Source organism: Shewanella gelidimarina (genome assembly GCF_023283945.1).
Classification (GTDB): domain Bacteria; phylum Pseudomonadota; class Gammaproteobacteria; order Enterobacterales; family Shewanellaceae; genus Shewanella; species Shewanella gelidimarina.
In genome coordinates this window covers 217160-238250 of the sequence record NZ_JAKIKW010000003.1, presented here as the reverse complement: position 1 = coordinate 238250, position 21091 = coordinate 217160, and the positions used below count along the sequence as shown (strand labels likewise).

Genomic DNA, 21091 nt, shown 5'->3' with positions numbered 1-21091 from the left:
GCCAATCAAAAAGCATTTGCTCATAAAAAACAACAGTCAAGGCTCCATTAGCAAAAGGGGCTTTAAAACTGTTGAAATGGATCACTCAAAAATTAACGTCGCCAGACAAAAAGTCTCAATGAATGAATAGCAAAAAGCCACCGAATCGGTGGCTTTTTATCTGAATAAATACACTATTTAGCTTAGTGGGCTAAGCACTATCTCTACTCTGCGATTGTCCGCCCTGCCCGCTTTAGACTCATTGCCTGCTACTGGTCTTTCTTCCCCAACGCCATGAGACACCACTCTTGCTGATGGAACCTGACGGCTCATCAAATAACTAGCGACTTCACTCGCTCTGACTTGCGACAGTCTCAAGTTATAAGATGCAGCACCAGAACTATCGGTATGACCCATCACATTTAGCTTGGTTTCATCATATTCTAACGCCACCAAAGCGACGCTATTTAACACTTGCTGCGCCCGTTGGCTAAGATCAGTTTGATCGACGCCAAAAGTCACATCGTTAGGCATGTTCAAAATAATATTATCGCCACTTCGAGTGACACTGACGCCAGATGACTGCAGCTGCTTACGCAATTCAGCTTCCTGCACATCCATGTAATAACCAATACCACCACCAAGAGCCGCCCCTGATGCTGCGCCAATTAAAGCGCCTTTACCTCTGTCACTCTTACTTGAAGAAGCGACTCCAATGACCGCCCCCGCCAGAGCACCAATTAAGGCACCATTAGTCGCTTTACCATTTTGGGATTCATTACTGTATGGATTGGTTGTCTGACAACCTGAAACGAACACTGCTGCAACCAGACAGCTTGCGATAATTCCGCCGTGCTTAACATTCATAAACATTACTCCTAACTGTCTTCACCCAAGTGAAGACGACAACATATCGAGTTATTTTGTTAACATTATATAAGCAGCGAACGAATAGACAATGGCCGCTGAACTAAGCGCACTAAAATCATACAGCCGATACGCCATAAAACCCGCGAATACCTCAGCTGGTTACGCAATTTTGCCCTACATTGTCCCCCAGCCGACTTATGTTGCTCAGCAACACACATTAGAGCAAAAAGTCATCAAGGGCGTCGACATCGACGCCCTTCAAAAGCCTAGAGAAACAGTAATGTAAAACATACCAGGCCGCGCAATAAACCGCCGCCTGTTTATGCCTTAACTCAATTAAAACCGAGTCAGTCGATAACCCAAGGGTTGTGAGTCATCTTTATTCAACACCATGGTGTAGTTACCTGCATTATCAAAAACCAATGGCGCAGATTGATACAATAGAGTGAGTGTGTCGTTTTCATCTTCAAAGACCACATTAATCTCGTACTCTCCAGATGGGATGCTAATAGACTCCAACTCAGTGAATTCGAAACCAGTGATTTTATACTCCGCAGATTCAATAGTTTCGGTTGATTTAACAAAGTAAATGGTCAGTGCTTCATAATCAAAAACGAGGTTAGCTAAGTCAATTTGATGAGTAAAAGCACGAGGACGATGATCATGAGTCAACGTCATCCCTTTGGTCCCTCCTAGCGCATCTTGGTAAACCAGTATCGACTTGCTTTCATCCTGATTAAAAGTCACCAACAAATTATTGGCTAATACCTCACTAGGATCTTTACTGGTAATCGTAACGCCGTAGTCGTTATACCCTATTGTCTTAAAGTCGCTTAAACCATGTTTGGCTAGATCATAAAGATATTGAGTCTCTAGGTTACTTGCCAGCGTGATATCAATATTATCGACACTGTTTAAAGCGTTAAAAATACGATACTCGGCGTTGGCATCGATATTGGCATATTGAGTTGGAGTTCCGGTCGAATCAACAGCATCAATGGTGAGCTTAGGTGTGCCGGGGCCAAAACTATTACGAATAACAAATTTGTAAACCGTATTAGCGCTCAAATCCAGTGTCGCTGTCGTGTAGATTGGCGTGCTTTCTCCGGCCTGAGCCAGATAAAGCACATATTCGCCCGTGTCGTACATCAACTCAGCTGAATACCCTTTATAACTAAGTGAATCGAGCATGGTTGCAGCACTAAAATCCTCTCCATCGATACCAAAGTAAACATCATAAGTCGGCTCATCGATTGCGGCATGCGTAACCAATATTTGCATCTTGCTGTAATCGTCACTTTCATCAAGATTTAATTCATCCATCTCGCTGCGATCGTATTGAATATCGAGTAACTCAGTCGAAGCATAGTCGCCGAGCAAAACAAAGAAGTGGTCATCGTTATTGGAAAGTGAAAGCGTCGATGTGTAAAGCGATAACTCCTCGCCCAGCTCATCAGTACCAATCACTTCCATCTCCGAACTCCCAGTGCTGTAAACATAACGCGGCTGCGCATCCGCGTAGTTCACCGCGGTATATTGATAGCCATCTAAAACAAGGGCTGTTGCCGTGCTATTGGGCGACGCGTTGTAATACTGCACATAAGCTTCGTTGCTTGAATCACTCTCATCATCTGAGCTGCAACCGACCGCTGTCGCCAATGCAAAAAAGAGACAAGTTATACCCCGAGGTGTGAAATTCATTTATTTTCCTTAACTAATTAATGACAAACTCACTACCTATGACCAAGGATTCACGTCAAGAACTGTCAATAAGTGCAATGTAAGGAAAGGCTTTGAATAGCTTTGTAAATTAGGGTTGTTACTTGTATAGATTGAACAATAAATCACTTTTAAGTAGAGATGAGGTGTTAACAGAGGGTAACAAGAGGCAGCTATTCACTGCCTCTTCAAAGAATGATTTAGCTGGCGAAGAACACTCTAAATTGGTTGGCTAATGCTTTATCATCTTGCTTACCATATTTAATTAAGATGTCCTCTTTACCATCACCATTTAAGTCATCGCTTTGCAGCATTCCGCCATCAATAGGCAACTTTAAATCGTGCTTTTCTGCATCACGACTAAATAAGCGTGCACCCGCTTGACCAAAATAGATCCTTAACGTGTCTTCGTCATCAGATAGCATTAAATCTTTCAAACCATCGCCATTAAGATCAGCCAACTTTACCACTGGACTGCCACTTTGGCCTGAGCTTAAACTAAAGTTGAGTTCAACCTCTTTACTGACATTTGACTCTTCAGCGAAACGTCCTTGTTCATCCATTTTAAACAGGTGAACATCTTGATCGATACTGCCAGAAAGCAATGCACCGATAATCTGTGACACCCCGATATCGAACCCAGCCACCATCACTTCGACTTTATCGTCACTATCAATGTCAATGAACTGTAGCCCCGTTAATGTCCCATCCGCTTTAACAACGCTGCTCGCCAACTTTGGGAACACCAACTTGCCCTTTTGGTTTTCACCAAGATAGACCTCGTAGTCGTTCTCCCTATCGAATACACCTGAGCTTTTGGTATAGCGCACCACGAGATCGGTAATGCCGTCGTTGTTGATGTCCATAAGCTCTTCCACTTTGCGATACACCAACTCACTTTGGTCGAGCTGCTCGCCATAGGCATCACGTTTGTTCCACCAGTCAATACCACTTATAGGTTGGCGCACTGACACAAATTCAGCAATGGGGTGAAACATCTTGTCCTTTGTTTGTCGATAAAGCTCTAACTCTCCTTCGCCAATTTTGACAATGTCGACTAAACCATCAAGGTTGATATCGCTACTATAGAGCTTCGACTGGGTATACGTTGCGCCATCTTCAAACAATCTAGACTGTGGTTTAATCGGCAACACCTGCTGTTTAAACTCACCGTTATCAGCAATAAATAGATGTACCTGATTAAAGTCATGGATCAAAATATCATCCTGTTTATCGCCATTTAAATCTGCAATAAATTCGCCTCGACTTAAATAATCCGGGCGAGATTTAAAGGACAAAGAATGGATATCGGCTAACGCGATTAACTCGGCAGTCCCGCTGTCTTTTTGAGGCTGGAAAACATGGAGTTTTTCTTGGGATAGAAAGTACAATTGTTGGCGTTTACCCGCTTGATATTCAGTAATATCGAATGAGTGGAAGGCTTGAGGCAACTCCAATTTAATCGCAAGTTCATACTTATTGTTTTCTAACGCATAAACCGCCATCCAGCGCTGGCTTAAATCATCAACCCCAAAGGCGACTAACTCTTTACCGTCTGCCGGTAATAGATCGGCCGACACGATAGGGTGCGTCAAATTAAAAGGCGCATTCAACGTCGTTTCCGTCAGCGTCAATTTAGACGTTGATTTGGCTTCAGCGGGCTGAGCAACAATGCCCCCTAATACCACTAATCCAATACCCAAGCCTTTTAAAACCGATTCCATGTTTGATTTACTCCATTAGCCATCACAAAAGTACAATGATTCAAGCTAGCGGTTTTACGCTAAGAGTAAAAGCGAATTTAACAGTTTGTAACATATCACCCTCTTTATACGGGATTAATCAATCTCCAGCGCTCTAAAAGTCCAAAAGTTGGCACCAAACCAATTGAGTACTAAACCTGTTAATACCCCCACACTAAAGGCGAATGCGGCATCTAACAGCGATTGACCAAGCCACAGTGATATCAAATAAAAAGCAGACAGATTAGCAACCGCCGCCATACTCGACACCAACAGCGACATCATTAACTGCCGACTTTTAGTCTCTTGCTGCCTATCACTAAAAGTCCAACAGCGGTTCGCAAACCACGACAACACTACCGCGACAGAAAATGCCCCTACTCTCGCCCATATCAGGGGTAAACCAAACGTTTCAAATAGCAGGTAAAATAACACTGCATCAGCAACAAATACGCTAGCACCGACCAACAAGAAGCGCCCTTCTTGTTGGTACTTACGCCAGTACTGACTCAGTAAACTTATCGGCTGGGACGACAAAGCAATAATCCTCTATCGCTGTTATTGGCAACCTCATCGCAATTTGAAAAACGAACATCATCCATTTTTGCGCGTTGAACGACCAGATAATATCGACTACCGCGTAAGTCTACATCGGTTAACGAGGTGATGAGTTCAGCTTTACCGGCAGTATAAAAACGGGCGGAGAAAGGCTGTTTATTCCAGTAATAAGTGGCAAGAACCTCTTGTCGTTGCTGCAGTAACCAACGCTCACTCTTATTCTTTCCCGCGTCGAAATGGATCACCCCGACCGCGATAATTAGTAACGCCGGAATGAGGAGTGCTATTCGATGCAACATAGGCACTTGTGTATCTCGCCAAGCAAAAGCGATCAATATCGCCAATGCAGGGATCCCAGGCAACACATAAGCCGGTAATATGTTGCCTGCAAAGGTAAATAACACCATAGGCGCTATCATCCAGCAAACAAGATAACTTGCTAACGCATTGCCATGTAACGCTGTGTCTGCATCGTTTTTCTTCGGCTCTGCCATCATTATTTTATAAAGCGCTTGAGGTAAAAACAAAGACCAAGGCAACGCCGCGACAATAAAATACAGCCAAATAGTGCCACGGGTTTGATCGTGTGCAGTGCCGTACAGATCCCCCTGCCAACCACTATCAACAAACCTTGACCAATGCTCACCAACGATGAAATAACTTAAAAAACCCGGCGTAGTATTTTCGGCAATAACATACCAAGGTAGGGCAATCAGTAGCATTAATATAGCCCCTTTAATCAAGGGAACCCGCTGCCATAAAAGGAGCCACGGTCGAATCAATCCATACTGCCACAGTAGCCATAACCCAGTGCCAATGCCGAAAATAACCAACGCAACAGGGCCTTTCGCCAGCAAGCCAATCGCAAGACCAACAAAGCCCAAATAGCCCCAGCGAATTTCGCCTTGCCAACACAGATAAAACCCCACCATTGCCATCGTCAAACCTAAGGTCAATGCCATGTCGGTCATCACTGCACCCGCGCTAACAATAAACACCACGGTTGAGGCTAAAATAATGAGTATTGGCACTATCGGTAAACGTAGCCTTTTAGCAAAAAGTGCCACCACACCTAAGGTGAGCATGGCAGCAATCCAATGCGGAAAACGCACTGAAAATTCAGAGACACCAAAGCCCAAAATAGACACTGCACTCATCCAAGTATGCAGTGGGGGTTTTCCCCAAAACGGCACATCGTAATCAAATAACGGCGTGATCCAATTACCGGTTTCAACCATCAAACGCGCCATTTCACCATATCGAGCCTCCGTGGTATCCATTAACGGATACCAAGGCAGTAGCAATAATCGAGTCAATACCACCAGCAACAGCACAGCCAAGCTTTTTTGCGCAGAACTCAAAGCTTGCATCAATTGGCCTCCAAATAGCTGATATTACTATGAGCTGGAACGTCGCTAGCGACGGGTTGATGGCGTGGTTTTATCTGTGAAATAGATTGGCGATAAGCGACCTCTTCGATGAAATAAAGTGGTCGTTGCTTAACTTCCACAAAGACTCGTCCTAGGTACTCGCCAATTAACCCTAGCGCCAAGAGCTGAATCCCCGCCAAGCCAAGTTGCACCACCATCATTGAGGGGTAACCGGCAACCGTGTCACCATATACAAGCGTTTTAGTGACCACCCAACCACCATAAGCAAAGGCACTAAAAGCCGTAAACACGCCACACCAGGTAGCAATACGCAGCGGTTTAAAACTGAAAGAGGTGATGCCATCCATTGCTAAGCCAAATAGCTTGCTGTAATTCCATTTTGTTTCACCCACAAAGCGGGGGTCGCGATCAAACTCCAAAGTTTTTTGCGAAAATCCAGGCCAGCTAAATAGGCCTTTCATAAATCGATTACGCTCAGGTAATGCTTTAATACTGTCGATAACCTGACGGCTCATTAAACGAAAATCACCCACATTCTCAGGCACGGGGGAATCAGAAAGCCAATTCATCAATCGATAAAAGCAAGCTGCAGAAAAACGCTTAAACCAGGTTTCACCTAGCCGCTTTCGTCGTTTCATATTGACGATTTCGTATCCTGCACGCCACTGGGCTAGCATGAGCGGTATTTGCTCTGGAGGATCTTGTAAGTCGGCATCTAGCATAATAACCGCGAGCCCTCTCGCATGCTCAATACCCGCCGACATTGCAGCCTCTTTACCAAAATTACGGCTTAATTTAATGCATTGATACTCATTATTTGCCAAAGGTAATTGACTGACCTGCTGCCAGGAATCATCACTGCTGCCATCATCCACAAACACAATTTCAGAGCTTTCATCCAGCTCAGATAATACCGCTGTTAGCCGTGAAATTAATGGTGCTATCATTTGTGATTCATTAAACAGCGGCACAATAACTGACAAACATATTTCAGCATTGGGAGCACTTTTTTCCGCATGAGAATATGGCATGAAAAATCCTAGTCGATTTATTTTTGCAGTAGCATGCCTGTATTAAAGTGAAGAAAATGTCATTGACATTTTTTCGACAAAAATAGTGCTAAAGTGGGTACAACTACCAGACTCATTAATCGCTTAACGATGACACTAAAACTACTCATTATTGAAGACAACATAGATGTAGCCGGTATTCTTGGAGACTACTTTGAGGCTCAAGGCGCTGAACTTGATTTCGCAGATAATGGCGAGCTAGGCTTGTCACTCGCACAAGCATTTGACTTTGATGCCATCTTATTAGATTTAATGCTGCCCAAACTCGATGGCCTAAGCCTATGTAAAGCATTGCGTTCGCTTGGTTGTACGACCCCAATTCTGATGTTAACGGCACTGGATAACAAAGCGGATCTACTGAGTGGTTTTGACTGTGGTGCCGATGACTATCTTGGTAAACCTTTCGATCTCGATGTGGTAGATGCCCGTGTCAAAGCACTGATAAAACGTCACCGTGGCCAAGTAGCACAAGGCAGTCTCAGATTCGGCGATGTCGAACTTAATATTGCCAAGCACCAAGCTTACCGTCAACAGATGCAGTTAGCACTCACACCTACCACCTATCAAATATTGTTACTGCTGATGAAACATGCGCCAAATGTGGTTAAGCGAGAGATCATAATTGAAGAGATCTGGGGACAATCGCCACCCAGCAATGATATTTTACGCAGCCATATGTACCAACTGCGTAATCAGCTCGACAAACCTTTTAAACAGCCCATGCTAGCCACAGTGCCAAAAATAGGCTTTAGACTGCAGCTCGGAGAGGAACTTTGCTAAACAAGCTGCTTAACAAGGTCTCTTCAGCCTCAAGCCTACCGCATAAGTTGATGTGGTATTTCAGTGCTATCGCAATAATGATCGGTCTGACGATTTACCTGTCAATGCTTGGACTGATGCAATGGATTGAAGATGAAGTTAATCAACACGAGCTTGAAACAAGTGCCCCCTACGCCATTAGCCTATTTCAACAAGGGGCTAAACAACCCTTAGATATCGGTATGCACGTGCAAGCTTTTTACTCTCTAGAATTAATTCCAGAGAAATATGGTGAGTTAGGCGATTTTCCTATCGGATTTAATGGTGAGGTCTATAACGATAATCAGGTTGGCTTTTTGCATGAGTTAGTCGCGTTGTCGCCTTTAAGCGCAGAGGGAGCAAATAGCCGAGAGGAGATTTTTCTGTATAGAGGAGAATTTTTACTCGATGGCCAACTGAAGTCATTATTTCTAATTATGCCAACCGAAAATGTTGAATTGAGTGACACTGAATGGACCGCGATTAATCTGTTTGTGCTTTGTTTTATCGGCGTACTCTTTGGCTTATTTGGTTTTGCTATCCATAAGCTGAGTCGCCGCCTAGTTGAGCCCGTAGAGCAGTTAAGTCGACAATTAAAATCAACAGAGTCCAACAAAACCTTTAGTGTTTCAGACCAATCGGCGGCTGAATTTCGTGAGCTTGCCGATAGCCTGAACCATTATCGACAACAAAATGAGATGATGATGAAACAGGAGCAAGCCTTTGCTCGTTATGCCAGCCATGAACTGAGAACGCCATTGACCGTGATCAGCGGCGCTGCAAAACTGCAAGAGCAAAACAACGCACTCGAGTTTCAAGCACGTCAACGAGGCCGTATCCAACGCGCAGCCCTTGATATGCAGCACACTATTGATGCCCTACTCAATTTAGTTAAACAAGAAAGAGCAACCGGAAGCAATCCGCCAAGATCTCTATCTTTAGACGAAGTGCAACAAATAATTCAACCGCTACAAGGGCTGGCTAATAGTAAGAGTATTAATATCAGCATTAACTTTGAGCAAGCTCCAGTCATAAAACCGGCCCCCGCAGTACTGCGTATGTTACTGACTAATGTCATCAGCAATGCCATTAATGCAAGTAACTCTGGAGAGATCACCATATCAATCAATCGTCATGAGATAGTCATCACCGACAAAGGTCGCGGGCTTACCGAATCAGAGCAAGACAATGAACATGGTCACGGACTTGGCTTGTTGATTGTCGATAGTCTGTGTCAACGCTACCACTGGCAGTTCAACCTATCCAATATGCAACCAACAGGCTGCAGCGCACAATTAACCTTTCCACTATTAACATTGTAATGTTCCGGGTAGGACTGATGATGGAAATGACTTTAGCGCTAATGGACATACCGTTAGCGCTAAAGCTTAGATAAAAATTGCGCTAACCCTTGACGGCTGAAACGGTATTTACAGAGTCATCATCGACTAAAAACACACTGTCAACGGCCTACTCGAAGCCCTGTGTTGAGCAACCTTATTCGCAACAGTAAAAAGTCAGTTATTTTCCTAAACCAGCCTTTTCCATTTGTTAAGCACATATTTTATGTTTGCCCAGTTGATTTTGGCTAGAAACCAACTTAACTAATACTAGGACGCATGGAATAGCCCTTACTCTTAGCAAGTAAGGCGTTAACAAAAGGAAGATAGATATGGTTACTTTCGACACTCAGAATATCGACATCCACCAAGACATAAGCCAAAGCTGGCAAGAGATGGTTAACTTAATATCTGAAATATCTCAAATTCCTGCCACTCTCATCATGCGAACCTACCCTAAAGAGATTGAAGTTTTTATTAGCAGCAATACTCCCCACAACCCATACCAAGCTAAAGAACGCGAACGCTTGGGCATGGGGTTATATTGTGAATCAGTGATCACCGGGAAAAAACTGCTCACGGTTAACGATGCCACCCAAGACCCTCATTGGTCTAATAATCCCGATATAAAACTGGGTATGATAGCCTATCTAGGATTACCACTGAGTTGGCCCAATGGTGATGTCTTTGGCACCATCTGTATGCTTGACTCGCAACCGATGCAGTTCGATAACCCCACCAAACAATTGCTGACTCGATTTAAATTAGTCGTTGAAACTGACCTCAAACGTGTCTATCAACAGGCACAATTAGTTCAAGATAACCAACGGCTAATCCAACAATTACATAAAAAATCGTTTGAATTTGATCAACTGCAAAAACAAGCGCGACAGGACGCATTTGAACGAACCTACAAGGATCTGAAAACCGATAAAGTAGACAGTTTAAGTAACGATGCCGTGGCAACTCTCAATCAGCGACACTCTATTTAATCCCCATCGCCCCCTTGCGATGCGAGATTACGGTTTATCTCTGCCACAATTTTGTGGCTAAATATCACCGTCAAATGCAGTACTATCCAAAATGACTTATTCTCAGCCACTGGCCAGATGGAACTTGAGTTGGGCACAATAGTAAAATCGATAGGGGTTCTGTAAGAGTAAAGTTCAACATTTTCAAGGATATGTTCTGTTGCGCGCAGCTCATTTAACAGCTCGCTTTTAGGGCGTAATTGTTTAACGCCCTTTGATGGGTATGGCAAATAGGCCCATATACTGCCCGCATGAGGCACCGACAAGCTAAAAAACTGCCTGACCCTTGTAGCTCCCCCTAAAAGCTGTAAATAATAACGTGCCACTATGCCGCCCATACTAAAGCCGATGACAACAATCTCTTCCGCAAGGCCAAACTCTTGCTCAATCTGCCGCTTTAAGTTGGCTGCAGCGTGCTCTATACCCAAACGTCCATCGAACGGAGCAATCGTCGGTGAAAAGCACTCATGCCCAGCACGCGTAAATTGTTGCTGCATCCAGCGCATCACATGCCCAGTATTAAAAATGCCATGTACTAACACAATTTTCATCAACACCTCTTTTGGTCAAGTCTCATGCCTCAAGCGTAGCAACCCATATTAACAAATACCACTCACACTTTATAAGGCAACTAAAACACAACTCGGCTTTCGGTAACGATATTTATTGCGCTAACTTTGCTATTATTAGCGGCGTCCCATCTGCCTTTATTTCAAGTGAGCCCTGTATTTATGTCGATAAGTCCATCGAACCCAACTCTCCAGTCTGTATCACAAGCTTTGAGTGCTGCCATTAGCAAACGAACTCAATTTTTAGCGAATGCAAAGCAAAACGAAACCGATTGCTATCGAATATTTCACGGTACGGTAGAGGGCATCAATGGCCTCAATATTGATCGCTATGGCAATGCATGGCTGATCCAAAGTTTTCACCAAGCATTGACTGAGGATGAGCTTAGCCAGATAACAGTTCAGCTGACCCAAGAGTCAATGTTACCGGTCATTTATAATGACCGCTCCAACAAGAATTCTCGCGTACTGAATAGCTTAAGTGATGACAATGAAGTTTTCGCGACAAGTGAACAGCAAATGCAGGAAAATGGTATTTTGTTCAGCAGTAAATTGCGCCATGAAGGCCAAGATCCACTGCTATTTTTAGACATGCGCATTGGCCGTGAATATGTAAAATCACACAGTCAGGATCGTACGGTACTCAATCTATTTTCTTATACTTGCGGTATTGGCACCGCTGCAGCCGTTGGCGGCGCGACACGGGTTGTTAATATTGATTTTTCCTCATTCGCACTGGCTGCGGGTAAAAGGAATGCGCAACTCAACCACGTTGAAAATGTCTGTGAATTTATTCAAAGTGATGCATTTCCGGCATTAAGACAGCTGGCTGGCTTGAAAGTCGGCGGCCGCAGAAACCAGAAGCTGCCCGCCTATCCAAAACTGTCTGCGACTCAATTTGATCTCGTCTTTTTAGACCCGCCAAGATATGCAAAAAGCGTCTTTGGTATTGTCGATCTCATTAATGATTACCAGAGCTTGTTTAAGCCAGCAATGCTAACCACTAAGCCTGGCGGCACCATAGTGTGCTGTAACAATGTCGCTAAAGTTGACCGCCAAACTTGGTTTGACAGTTTAGTGCGCTGCGTTGAAAAACAAGGGCGTCAGGTGACCCAGCATGTATGGCTCGATTGCCATGAAGACTTCCCATCTTTTGATGGCAATCATCCCTTAAAAATGGTCGCGTTAACCCTAAGCTAGTCAACAGAAACATGCTGAATACAGTAAAAGTGACGACATTAAACTCGTCATTTTTACTATTACAATACAATCTAGCCTCTAACCGCTATAAAGAAAAAGCTTACTTGGCTAGTCACACAACGAGTTCCTGCTTTTTAAACCACCCAACAATCTCATATAAAATAACGACCAACCTCATCACGAACCTTAGAGTAAATTGAGTTTAATATTACTTAAATACAACTAGATACTAGTTAAAACTCCAGTCAATAACTTACCTTGTTTCAGCGTTTGAAAAATAAACTTTACTTTGCCCAAAAAAGGCATAAAATCCGCTTCCTCAAATTTGCATTCAAACATGCAAAAGCATAACTTTAAGGAGTACAAGGTGGATAAATCTGCCTTTAAAACATCAGAAAACAGCACCTTCACTCCGGTGGCAGGCTTAGCTTTTTTCGCTATCGCTTCAGGCTTTCTAATGAGCCTTATTCCATTATCTTTAACCTCATTTGCAATGGACACATCGCTCATTGCTTGGCTCGCAAGCGTCTTCTATTTGGGGATATTGGTTGGCACCACCTGCATTCAGGCGGTTATCATAAGAAGCACCCACCGCTGCGCATTAGTGATGTTTCTTGCCCTACTCATTATGACTATAGTGCTAATGCTGCTTTTCCCAACCCCTTGGGTTTGGTTAGCGGCACGCTTTGTAGCGGGTATCGCTGTGGCAGGTGTGTTTGTCGTGGTTGAGTCTTGGCTGTTAATGGCAGATAGTGCAAAAAAAAGAGCTAAACGTTTAGGTCTATATATGACCTTACTTTATGGTGGCAGTGCATTAGGCCAACTTGCCATTGGCCCTATCGGCGTAAACGGACTCACACCTTTTATGTGTGTTATCGGCTTATTATTCATAGCCATTTTACCGCCGTTATTAATAGAAAAAGGTCAACCAGAAGTGATTGAACATCAAAAAATCAGCCTTCGAGAAGCAAGAAAGATAAGTATGCCAGCCATTATTGGTTGTTTAGTTTCCGGTATGTTACTTGGGCCAATTTATGGTTTGATGCCGACCTACATCCATAATCAAGTTGCGAGTACAGAACAAACCGCTTTTTTGATGGCGTTGACTATTCTGGGTGGCATGCTTATTCAACCTCTGGTCAGTTATTTATCAATAAAAGTCAGTAAAAGCCTATTAATGGCGCTGTTTTGTTTACTTGGAACGATAGGGGCTCTAGGGATTTTGAATGGACAATCGATGACGTTAGTCAGCGTGAGTTACTTTATTCTTGGTGCCAGTTGCTTTGCACTTTACCCCATTGCAATAACGCTTGCTTGTGATGCTTTAAGCGTTGAAAAGATTGTCGCTGCGACCGAATTAATGCTGCTCAGTTACAGTGTTGGCTCAGTATTTGGGCCATTAATCGCCGCACATAGTAGTCAATCAGCACACTCTTTAATACTGTATTTAGGCTTTGTGTTAACAACAACGTCAATCTATATGCTGTTAAAAAGCTTACAAAGAACTCACAGCGGTCACACGCCAGCCATTGGTTAACGCCCAACATGTCGCGCATTAAAATACATGCGCGACATTCCTTACCACCATATGTCGCGGCAGAACACTAACGTAAGACTCAACTCAAATGCTTAACTTAAGATCTTGCCATGAACCCACATAGCGTAAATAGCGTGACGACTGGCGATAACTCGAATGAAACAAGCTTAGCGGCGTCGTTTATACTCGCCAATAGCGGGTGCTTTTGAAATATCTTGAAATGCTAGAAAAGTAGAAGGATATTACGGCCGTAGAAAACATATAAAACTGCCAATGCAACTCACACAATCACGCTACATTTTTAGTCTATTAATAACAGTTACTTAAAAAATAAAACCGCATCCACAGAAAATAACGATGCAATTTATTAGCAATTTGCGATTTACTTCAAACAATTGTAACGACTACGCTTTAAAATTATCGAGATAAGCCATTACAACGTATAATTTCTGCTTCATATACTAAAGGAACTAATCCATGAGAATCAGCGCACGTAATACCCTAAGTGGCAAAATTAAATCTATCGATGAAGGTTCAGTTAATAATGAAGTTGTTATTGAATTAGCGCCTGGCGTTGAGATCACTTCAGTTGTGACTAAGAAGTCTTGTCAACAACTAGGTCTAGTTGTTGGTGGCGAGGCTTACGCGATCATTAAAGCAAGCAATGTTATGGTTGCTGTAGACTAAATGCTCATCAAAGCTGCAACGTAACTTAGCTTGCGGCTTTTTTCTTCTGCCGACTAATATCCAAAAAAAGAGGAAATGAAACCAATAATAATCAGAGACATACCGAGTAACATGGTGTATTTAACCCGAGTAGCCCGCTTAAAAGCTTGGTGGCCAGCGTACTGAATATCAATATTATCAGAGATCTCAAACCGACGACTCAAGGTCCAGCTAAACAATGTTAACCGATCGAAAGACGCCATAAAGCTACCTTGAGATCCTAACAAAGCATTCCACTGCTCTCTATCGTGCAGCTTAAGCGTACGGTTAAGATCGGGCATTCCCATAAAAGCGATCCCACAACACAGCACCAAAAAACCAATTGTTAATACCGACATAACGCCCTCTATTGACCACAAATCGATTTTACACTTTTATAAACATCAGCCATTTATCAACAAAAGTAAAGTTCGACTGACTTGATTAAGCCTTTTGTTACTTAAGATTAAAATATATCACTCTTCATTTTACTGAACCATCAGATTGACCTCCTTTAAAATCCAAGTTAAAAACATCTCAATAACACGGAAAAAATAAACATAAAAATAACAAGCGCCACACTTCTATTACATTCAAAACGGTGACATAATCGTTTAGGATTTAGACTTTAAACGCCTGATTTATTAATTTATTTTGGACTAGATGCAGGCTAAACCTAATAACGATGACCTAGTGTCAGGCTGCTATGCTCAAGCCACTTGGAAATGCAGCGCTGATATAAATAGCATTGACTTGGGAGCTGTTCTAAGTCGTTTAGGTATCACCCTATCAGGACTCAATGGAATGAAACGATGAGTGATCACACTTTTTTCTTTGGTGAATGGCAAGTTGACCCCAATGCAAACAGCTTACGCGCGGGTAAGCAGGTCAAGCAGCTAGAGCCAAAAGCCATGGATGTGCTAAAACTACTTTGCCTACGCGCAGGTGAAGTATTGAGTAGCGACGACATCGTCAATCATTGTTGGCCCAACACCGATGTGGGTGACAACCCACTGCACAAAATCATTAATCAAATACGCCGAGCACTCGGCGACAGCGCCACCTCCCCCATATTCATTGAAACCATTCGTAAACGGGGTTATCGCACCTTAGCCGAAGTACGCTTTCCCATTGGCCAAGAAGAGGTAGCCGCTCACCAAAGCTGGCAAAGTGGCTCTCCTTTTCCCGGCTTACAAGCCTATAGCGCCGACTATGCCGACGTGTTCTTTGGTAGAGGCAAACAGATCAGCGTGTTGCTGGATAGAATAAGCCAGCAAATTAAGTACGGCAGAGCCTTCTGCCTGACCTTAGGCCCCAGCGGCAGTGGTAAGTCATCACTCATTAATGCAGGTATTATGCCTAACTTAATGACCACCGCCGGTTATAACAGCGTTAAAGTCGCGTCCTATAGTGGTCTTGATTTTGCTGATGTGAGCTGTTCGCAGTTGTTTATTGAACTGGCCAGCGCCATGCTCGACTGGGAGTTAAACGATCTGCCCGTGTTTGACGGTTATAGTGCCGACACCCTTGCAACCACATTGATTGATGAGCCCAATGCCGTCATTAAGCTATGCCAGCAAGCGCTAAAAACGCAAACAAATAACTATACCCATTTCGCGCTATTCATCGATCGACTTGAAATATTACTCTCATCACCGCTGTTTAAAGATGAAGAGCGGCATATCTTTGTCGAGCTTATTGAACACTTAGCCACCTCAGGCACTGTGCTTATCTTAAGTGCTTGTCGTAATGAGTTTTACCCCTTGCTGGTGAACTACCCCACATTAATGGCGGGTAAAAGTCGCGGCGCACATTTTGACTTAGCACCGCCCTCTCGCAGTGAACTGTTACAGATGATCCGTCTGCCCGCTATCGCAGCCAATTTAACCTGGGATAGCGATCCCGACACCGCCATGCCGCTGGACGAAATTCTCTGTAGCGAAGCCGCCAGCAACCCAGATGCACTGCCGATGCTGCAATACATGTTGCAGGCCTTGTATCTAAGGCAAAGCGCCGACAATCAACTGCTGGTATCTGTGTATCAAGAGCTCGGCGGCATCGAGGGCGCCATCGGTAAAAATGCAGAAGATGCCATCAATGGCTTAACTGAAAAGCAAAAAAACTGCCTGCCCCATGTATTATCCTTGCTGGTAACGCTCAGAGAAGATGAAATATCCATCACCAGCCGCACCGCCCGTTGGTCACAACTGCTCGCTAAATCACAGTCAGAATCCGAGGTCGAAACCGCCTTAGTGCAAGCCATGGTCGACAGCCGATTGTTTGTCTCACACCTGCAAAATGGTGAGCCCTGCTTTAGCATTGCCCACGAAGCACTATTAAGGCGTTGGCCGCGCGCCACGAGCTGGATTGACGAGCACAATACTAGCTTGCAGATAAAAAGCCGCTTATATCATCTTGCCAAGCGCTGGCGCAAAGAGCACAAAAATAGCGCCTACCTGCTCGCCGATGGCAAACCTCTCAATGAGGCATTAGCCCTGCAAGATAATCCCTTGTTTACCATTGAACCCCAGGAGCGAGAGTTGATTGCCGCTTCCGCCAAACAACAACGTATCAAACGCTGGCGTCGACATTTCACCATTGCAGCCCTGTGCGTGCTGTCAGTCGTATCCATAGTGATGAGTTACAAGAGCACCGAAGCGGAAACAATGGCGCAGCAAAAGCGTTTAGCGGCAGAAAATCTACTCGGCTTTATGGTGGGTGATTTCGCCGACAAGATGCGCGGCATTGGCCGCATGGACCTGCTCGATGGTATTAGTAATAAAGCGCTAGAATACTTTACCGACGCCGACCTCACTAATGATAACAACCTAGGCTTTGACGCTAACTTCCAACACGCACAAACCCTAGAGGCCATGGGTGAAGTCGCCTATTCGCGTAATAAATTAGACGAAGCCAGCACCGCCTTTCATGCCGCTCGCAACAAATTAACCGCGTTATTAACTGCCCAGCCACAAAATTTAGAGTTGCTTAAAACCTTAGGCGCTAATGCTTTTTGGATAGGTCAGCTCGATTACGATAAAAGCGATTGGGATGCGGCAAGAGTGTGGTTTGAAAAGTACCTCGCCTACAGCCAGACCATGTTTGATATTGCGCCAGAGGATAACGATGCGCTGATGGAGTTGTCCTATGCGCAGAGTACGTTGGGATCATTGTCGATGAAGCAGATGGATTTTACTTCAGCACGTCAAGGGTTTGAAGCATCGTTAGAATTGAAACTTAAAGCGTTGGAAAATGATCGCGATAAACCTCAACTTATAGCTGATGTAGCAAACACTCAATCATGGTTGGCTCGTGCTGCATTAGCACAAGGCGATATTCATAGCTCAATTAAGATACATCAACAAATTCAGCAACAAATTAGAAGCAATAATAGTACTGATGCATACACCCTAGAAAGGCTAGCAGGTAGCAATCACTCTCTAGCATCTCTTTACCACTATCTTGATCAACATAACAGCGCTTTTGAACAAGCAACATTGAGCTATCAGGCAATAACAGCAGCTTTAAAACGCGACCCTATAAATGAAGTATTTAGAATCCAACAATATTATACTTATTTTATTATGTTGAGATTCATTGATAATCCAAACGATCTATCTGAAAAATTTCAACCAAGCAAGATCAAGGCAATACTCCAAGCCGATCTTTCATTGAAAAAATCGAATAAATTCGAACTAGTATGGGCCAAATATCATTTTTCTGTTGCCAAATATTACCTTAAAAGTAGGGAATATTTGCAGAGTGCACAACAGGCTGAACAAGCTACGGAACTCTTTAAGCATATAGTAACTATACACCCTAAAAATACAGTTTATCTTAGTAAGTTATCTGCGAGTGAACTTCTACAAGTTGAAATAGCAAAAGCCTCAGGTGGTATTTCATTAGATACACGTTTGTGCCAACAAGCTAGAAAACGAATGCAAAGTATAATTAGCATCAATAATAGCCCTGAACATACCATCACTTACGCTCGAGCTTTAAGCTGCCTGCAAGAGCGAACCGAACAAGCAGAACTAATAAAAAACTAAAACACGTCGGCATTATAGTTAATCAGTTTTAACAGCCCTAGACGAAAATATAGCAACCTTGATTCCCCTAATTACTCTCAACATCAAAGGAAATATGATATGTCAGATTTAACCAACATCGTTGATTTTGTGCTTACCGTTAGCTTAAACAACAATAATGTGCCGCAGTTTAACTACACTAAAGGCGGAAAAGCAGTTACAGGTAGCTTAGCGGCTAACAGTGCAGAGACCATCCGCTATGTGCTTGATGATGACACAGATATGGAACTGAAGTTTGTCGGTGCAGCCTTTGCAACTCCTTTCGACGGAGTGATTGAAAAGGTAGAAGTATCCTCTAATGGTAAGCAGTTGGACTTGATCGATTTGGATAAGGCGCCAGGTAAGACGGGGTTCCGTTTTATTTTATCTTCGGCCAAGAGTAGTTTGTTAATATCAAGTCCTGACCCTGAAATAGTTAATCGCGGCACGGAATAATTAACTAGACACCCATAGCTCCCCAAAAAGATGAGGCCGTTTCGCCTCATCTTTTCGTATGAATAAATGACCCAGCTCCATTTAAAAGGACTTAACATGAAAACAAATCAATAAATAAATTAACTAGACACCCATAGTTAACCCCAAAAGATGAGGCTCATTTGCCTCATCTTTTTCGTATCGGTTAGCCACACCGCACCACTTAAAAGGACTTTAAAATGAAAACCATCACCAGACTCAGCGCCGCTATTCTAAATAGATTAGCCAGCCACTATAAGCCAATAGATAAGCCAGCCATTGTTAATCAATAACATACGAAGCAAGTAATGAATATTGGGACTCTGGATATTTCACTGTGCTGTTTGTGCTTTAGCTGGACAGGTATCTTGTTCTAAGAGTTTGAATTCACCGATTTGTCGTGAAATCGTTGATTTACAGGTGCGGAGTTTCAGCTCTGTTGATTTTCAGAGAAAGCAGCTTTAGAGTTTTGAGAGAATAAATAAGCCAGCCATTGTTAATCAATGAGAGAATAAATAAGCCAGCCATTGTTAATCAATATATCGGTTAGCCACACCGCACCACTTAAAAGGACTTTAAAATGAAAACCATCACCAGACTCAGCGCCGCTATTCTAAATAGATTAGCCAGCCACTATAAGCCAATAGATAAGCCAGCCATTGTTAATCAATAACATACGAAGCAAGTAATGAAAATAGATAAGCCAGCCATTGTTAATCAATAACATACGAAGCAAGTAATGAATATTGGGACTCTGGATATTTCACTGTGCTGTTTGTGCTTTAGCTGGACAGGTATCTTGTTCTAAGAGTTTGAATTCACCGATTTGTCGTGAAATCGTTGATTTACAGGTGCGGAGTTTCAGCTCTGTTGATTTTCAGAGAAAGCAGCTTTAGAGTTTTGAGATAGAATCTAACCTTATGGCAGGTACTGACAACTACTCGAAAAATGCCGTCGCCTTTTATCTAGATGTTCGCAGTAGGTGCTTAGCTCCTGCAGCGTTCCTACTGGGCCGTGAAAAAGACTGCCAAATTCAGTGGTTATTTTCAGCCAGTTGGCAGTAGGTATATTCAGTCGATGCAATATCTTTTGTGCATTCGCAGATATTGATCCTCGCTTATCATCACGAATAATTCGTCCTGTTTCGTCAACCAATTCAAGATAATCATTCAGGCTGAATGCGATGCCTTTAGGTTGATGTTGATGCTCGTTACCAATAAATGGCAGTAAGTTTGTGGGTTGTTTACCGTTTAATGCCGCTTTAACACGCAGTCGCAAACTGGTGTGATCTGAAGATTCAGGCGTATTGGCCATTTTGGCTCGAATGGGGTTGAGCTCAACATAAGCCATGCAGGCCAGCACTGCAGCTTCATCAAGTAATGCTTGCGATTTAAAACGCCCTTCCCAGAAATGTCCGCTGCAGTTGTCTTCAAGATTAGCTTGCCGTGCTATGGGCTCATTGAGGCAGCGCATAAACCAACTAATGTCGCAAAGCCTTGAACGGTAAGTTGCGATAGCATGCTTTAGTTGAGCAACTAAATAGTCATCAATCACCTCGCCTTTAACAAACTTTTGCGTCAACGGCGTTCCATTGAATAATTTATGCCACTGCTCTACGACCTCTCTATCGGACCAGTTATTAACGGTTTCAACATCAATATAAAGTACTAAATGCAAATGGTTACTCATCACTGCATAAGCTGCGACATCAATGGCAAAGACCTCTGTAAGTTTGAGTATTTGCGCTTCTACCCAACCTCGCCGATGGTCGTAGTTTTTACCCGTGTATTTATCATCGCCACAGAGAAAAGCACGTCGAACCACACGGCTGCAACAATGGTAAAAAGGAGTGTCTTCAAGACTAATTTGCGTTCTTCGTGGACGGGGCATGGCAACCTCCTACATAAGCTCATTGTTCAAGTTTAGTCGGCAGGCTGCAAACATGCGATTATTGATGGGTGGCCATATTTTTCCTTCCTTCTACAAAATAGATAAGTCACCCATTCTCAATCAATAACATACCAAGCGGATGGCTAGCCAT

Annotated in this window: 18 protein-coding genes; 9 read left to right on the top strand and 9 right to left on the bottom strand. The window is 43.4% G+C overall.

The annotated features are described in order from the left end of the window. Window positions 1–177: 177 nt before the first annotated feature. Complete coding sequence (locus L2729_RS04525; RefSeq protein WP_248987176.1) at window positions 178–846, bottom strand: YiaD family glycine zipper/OmpA-like lipoprotein; 669 nt, start codon at window positions 844–846, stop codon at window positions 178–180. A gap of 91 nt (window positions 847–937) precedes the next feature. Between L2729_RS04525 and L2729_RS04520 the strand changes: the two genes are divergently transcribed. Then, window positions 938–1135 (top strand): hypothetical protein, encoded by a 198-nt coding sequence (locus tag L2729_RS04520; RefSeq protein WP_248987175.1) that lies wholly within the window; start codon window positions 938–940, stop codon window positions 1133–1135. A 50-nt stretch (window positions 1136–1185) separates the two neighbouring features. Here L2729_RS04520 and L2729_RS04515 read toward each other — a convergent pair whose 3' ends face one another. From L2729_RS04515 to L2729_RS04495, 5 genes are all read right to left on the bottom strand, one after another. Further along, window positions 1186–2550, bottom strand: a complete 1365-nt coding sequence (locus L2729_RS04515; RefSeq protein WP_248987174.1) for a DUF4397 domain-containing protein — start codon at window positions 2548–2550, stop codon at window positions 1186–1188. Between the two features lie 218 nt (window positions 2551–2768). Beyond that, window positions 2769–4292: an FG-GAP repeat domain-containing protein gene (locus L2729_RS04510; RefSeq protein WP_248987173.1), complete on the bottom strand. Its 1524-nt coding sequence runs from the start codon at window positions 4290–4292 to the stop codon at window positions 2769–2771. Window positions 4293–4406: 114 nt separating this feature from the next. Continuing rightward, entirely contained in the window at window positions 4407–4847 is a 441-nt protein-coding gene (locus tag L2729_RS04505; protein WP_248987172.1) for a GtrA family protein, read from the bottom strand. Continuing rightward, window positions 4829–6238, bottom strand: coding sequence for an ArnT family glycosyltransferase (locus tag L2729_RS04500; protein WP_248987171.1), 1410 nt, complete (start codon window positions 6236–6238; stop codon window positions 4829–4831). The genes L2729_RS04505 and L2729_RS04500 overlap by 19 nt, the downstream gene beginning before the upstream one ends. Further along, the gene (locus tag L2729_RS04495) at window positions 6238–7290 is read right to left on the bottom strand and encodes a glycosyltransferase family 2 protein (RefSeq protein WP_248987170.1); all 1053 of its coding nucleotides are present in this window, start codon (window positions 7288–7290) and stop codon (window positions 6238–6240) included. The genes L2729_RS04500 and L2729_RS04495 overlap by 1 nt, the downstream gene beginning before the upstream one ends. Before the next feature lie 129 nt (window positions 7291–7419). Here L2729_RS04495 and L2729_RS04490 point away from each other — a divergent pair, with 129 nt between their 5' ends. The 3 genes from L2729_RS04490 (at window position 7420) to L2729_RS04480 (ending at window position 10459) form a co-directional block, all read left to right on the top strand. Beyond that, window positions 7420–8109: a response regulator transcription factor gene (locus tag L2729_RS04490; protein WP_248987260.1), complete on the top strand. Its 690-nt coding sequence runs from the start codon at window positions 7420–7422 to the stop codon at window positions 8107–8109. Then, window positions 8103–9449, top strand: coding sequence for a sensor histidine kinase (locus L2729_RS04485; protein WP_248987169.1), 1347 nt, complete (start codon window positions 8103–8105; stop codon window positions 9447–9449). Before L2729_RS04490 ends, L2729_RS04485 begins: the two co-directional genes overlap by 7 nt. Before the next feature lie 350 nt (window positions 9450–9799). After that, entirely contained in the window at window positions 9800–10459 is a 660-nt protein-coding gene (locus L2729_RS04480) for a GAF domain-containing protein (RefSeq protein ID WP_248987168.1), read from the top strand. Here the strand turns inward: L2729_RS04480 and L2729_RS04475 are convergent. Continuing rightward, a complete protein-coding gene (locus L2729_RS04475; protein ID WP_248987167.1) occupies window positions 10456–11049 on the bottom strand; it encodes an esterase/lipase family protein in 594 nt (197 codons plus the stop codon). The two genes, L2729_RS04480 and L2729_RS04475, sit on opposite strands and share 4 nt — an antisense overlap. Before the next feature lie 180 nt (window positions 11050–11229). On the opposite strand from L2729_RS04475, the gene L2729_RS04470 reads away from it, so the two are divergent. The 3 genes from L2729_RS04470 to L2729_RS04460 all read left to right on the top strand — a co-directional run bounded on the left by L2729_RS04470 (window position 11230) and on the right by L2729_RS04460 (window position 14491). Beyond that, a complete protein-coding gene (locus tag L2729_RS04470) occupies window positions 11230–12267 on the top strand; it encodes a class I SAM-dependent rRNA methyltransferase (RefSeq protein ID WP_248987166.1) in 1038 nt (345 codons plus the stop codon). A gap of 367 nt (window positions 12268–12634) precedes the next feature. Beyond that, window positions 12635–13804, top strand: a complete 1170-nt coding sequence (locus tag L2729_RS04465) for an MFS transporter (protein ID WP_248987165.1) — start codon at window positions 12635–12637, stop codon at window positions 13802–13804. Between the two features lie 477 nt (window positions 13805–14281). Beyond that, a complete protein-coding gene (locus tag L2729_RS04460) occupies window positions 14282–14491 on the top strand; it encodes a TOBE domain-containing protein (RefSeq protein ID WP_101093521.1) in 210 nt (69 codons plus the stop codon). 53 nt (window positions 14492–14544) lie between these two features. Here the strand turns inward: L2729_RS04460 and L2729_RS04455 are convergent, their stop codons facing one another. After that, window positions 14545–14868: a hypothetical protein gene (locus L2729_RS04455; RefSeq protein ID WP_248987164.1), complete on the bottom strand. Its 324-nt coding sequence runs from the start codon at window positions 14866–14868 to the stop codon at window positions 14545–14547. 453 nt (window positions 14869–15321) lie between these two features. Between L2729_RS04455 and L2729_RS04450 the strand changes: the two genes are divergently transcribed. After that, complete coding sequence (locus L2729_RS04450) at window positions 15322–18558, top strand: nSTAND1 domain-containing NTPase (protein WP_248987163.1); 3237 nt, start codon at window positions 15322–15324, stop codon at window positions 18556–18558. 99 nt (window positions 18559–18657) lie between these two features. Then, complete coding sequence (locus tag L2729_RS04445) at window positions 18658–19032, top strand: DP-EP family protein (protein WP_248987162.1); 375 nt, start codon at window positions 18658–18660, stop codon at window positions 19030–19032. 936 nt (window positions 19033–19968) lie between these two features. Here the strand turns inward: L2729_RS04445 and L2729_RS04440 are convergent. Beyond that, the gene (locus L2729_RS04440; RefSeq protein WP_248987161.1) at window positions 19969–20940 is read right to left on the bottom strand and encodes a transposase; all 972 of its coding nucleotides are present in this window, start codon (window positions 20938–20940) and stop codon (window positions 19969–19971) included. Between the last annotated feature and the right edge of the window lie 151 nt (window positions 20941–21091).

Bases quoted from the DNA above. Each gene is read 5' to 3' on its own strand.
- L2729_RS04445 (WP_248987162.1), top strand. From the start codon at position 18,658: ATGTCAGATTTAACCAACATCGTTGATTTTGTGCTTACCGTTAGCTTA.
- L2729_RS04525 (WP_248987176.1), bottom strand. From the start codon at position 846: ATGAATGTTAAGCACGGCGGAATTATCGCAAGCTGTCTGGTTGCAGCA.
- L2729_RS04475 (WP_248987167.1), bottom strand. From the start codon at position 11,049: ATGAAAATTGTGTTAGTACATGGCATTTTTAATACTGGGCATGTGATG.
- L2729_RS04495 (WP_248987170.1), bottom strand. From the start codon at position 7,290: ATGCCATATTCTCATGCGGAAAAAAGTGCTCCCAATGCTGAAATATGT.
- L2729_RS04490 (WP_248987260.1), top strand. From the start codon at position 7,420: ATGACACTAAAACTACTCATTATTGAAGACAACATAGATGTAGCCGGT.
- L2729_RS04510 (WP_248987173.1), bottom strand. From the start codon at position 4,292: ATGGAATCGGTTTTAAAAGGCTTGGGTATTGGATTAGTGGTATTAGGG.
- L2729_RS04520 (WP_248987175.1), top strand. From the start codon at position 938: ATGGCCGCTGAACTAAGCGCACTAAAATCATACAGCCGATACGCCATA.
- L2729_RS04455 (WP_248987164.1), bottom strand. From the start codon at position 14,868: ATGTCGGTATTAACAATTGGTTTTTTGGTGCTGTGTTGTGGGATCGCT.
- L2729_RS04480 (WP_248987168.1), top strand. From the start codon at position 9,800: ATGGTTACTTTCGACACTCAGAATATCGACATCCACCAAGACATAAGC.
- L2729_RS04515 (WP_248987174.1), bottom strand. From the start codon at position 2,550: ATGAATTTCACACCTCGGGGTATAACTTGTCTCTTTTTTGCATTGGCG.
- L2729_RS04470 (WP_248987166.1), top strand. From the start codon at position 11,230: ATGTCGATAAGTCCATCGAACCCAACTCTCCAGTCTGTATCACAAGCT.
- L2729_RS04460 (WP_101093521.1), top strand. From the start codon at position 14,282: ATGAGAATCAGCGCACGTAATACCCTAAGTGGCAAAATTAAATCTATC.
- L2729_RS04450 (WP_248987163.1), top strand. From the start codon at position 15,322: ATGAGTGATCACACTTTTTTCTTTGGTGAATGGCAAGTTGACCCCAAT.
- L2729_RS04440 (WP_248987161.1), bottom strand. From the start codon at position 20,940: ATGCCCCGTCCACGAAGAACGCAAATTAGTCTTGAAGACACTCCTTTT.
- L2729_RS04500 (WP_248987171.1), bottom strand. From the start codon at position 6,238: ATGCAAGCTTTGAGTTCTGCGCAAAAAAGCTTGGCTGTGCTGTTGCTG.